A 294-nucleotide genomic window follows, 5' to 3' on the forward strand; every position below is an offset into this window, starting at 1 on the left:
TGCACGCGCCAGGCGCGCGCGGCGAAACCGGCGTCGGCGATCACCCCCGGAGTCAGGCTCGCGCTCAATTCCAGGTTGATCGCGCTGGCGCCGCTGCGGCCGAAGCGGTCGCCGTGGGCGTGGAACGGCGGGTGCAGCACCAGCGTCCCCGGCGCGCACGGCAGCGGGCCGTCGAGGCTGGATTCGGTGTAGTCGCCGTCCAGCACCAGCGCCGCGTAGGCCTCGCGGTGGCGATGGGTAGCCAGCGCCGCGTTGCGGTCGTGGCGGGTGCGGTAGGCCTGGCTCATGGGCGCG

Annotated in this window: 1 protein-coding gene; it reads right to left on the reverse strand. The window is 74.8% G+C overall.

Annotation, left to right across the window (positions count from 1 at the left end; translation table 11 throughout):
• Positions 1-294: hypothetical protein (locus HKX41_11065; protein ID NNC24671.1), on the reverse strand; the 294-nt coding region annotated here is incomplete at both ends.

The organism is Salifodinibacter halophilus, assembly GCA_012999515.1.
GTDB classification, from domain to species: domain Bacteria; phylum Pseudomonadota; class Gammaproteobacteria; order Nevskiales; family Salinisphaeraceae; genus Salifodinibacter; species Salifodinibacter halophilus.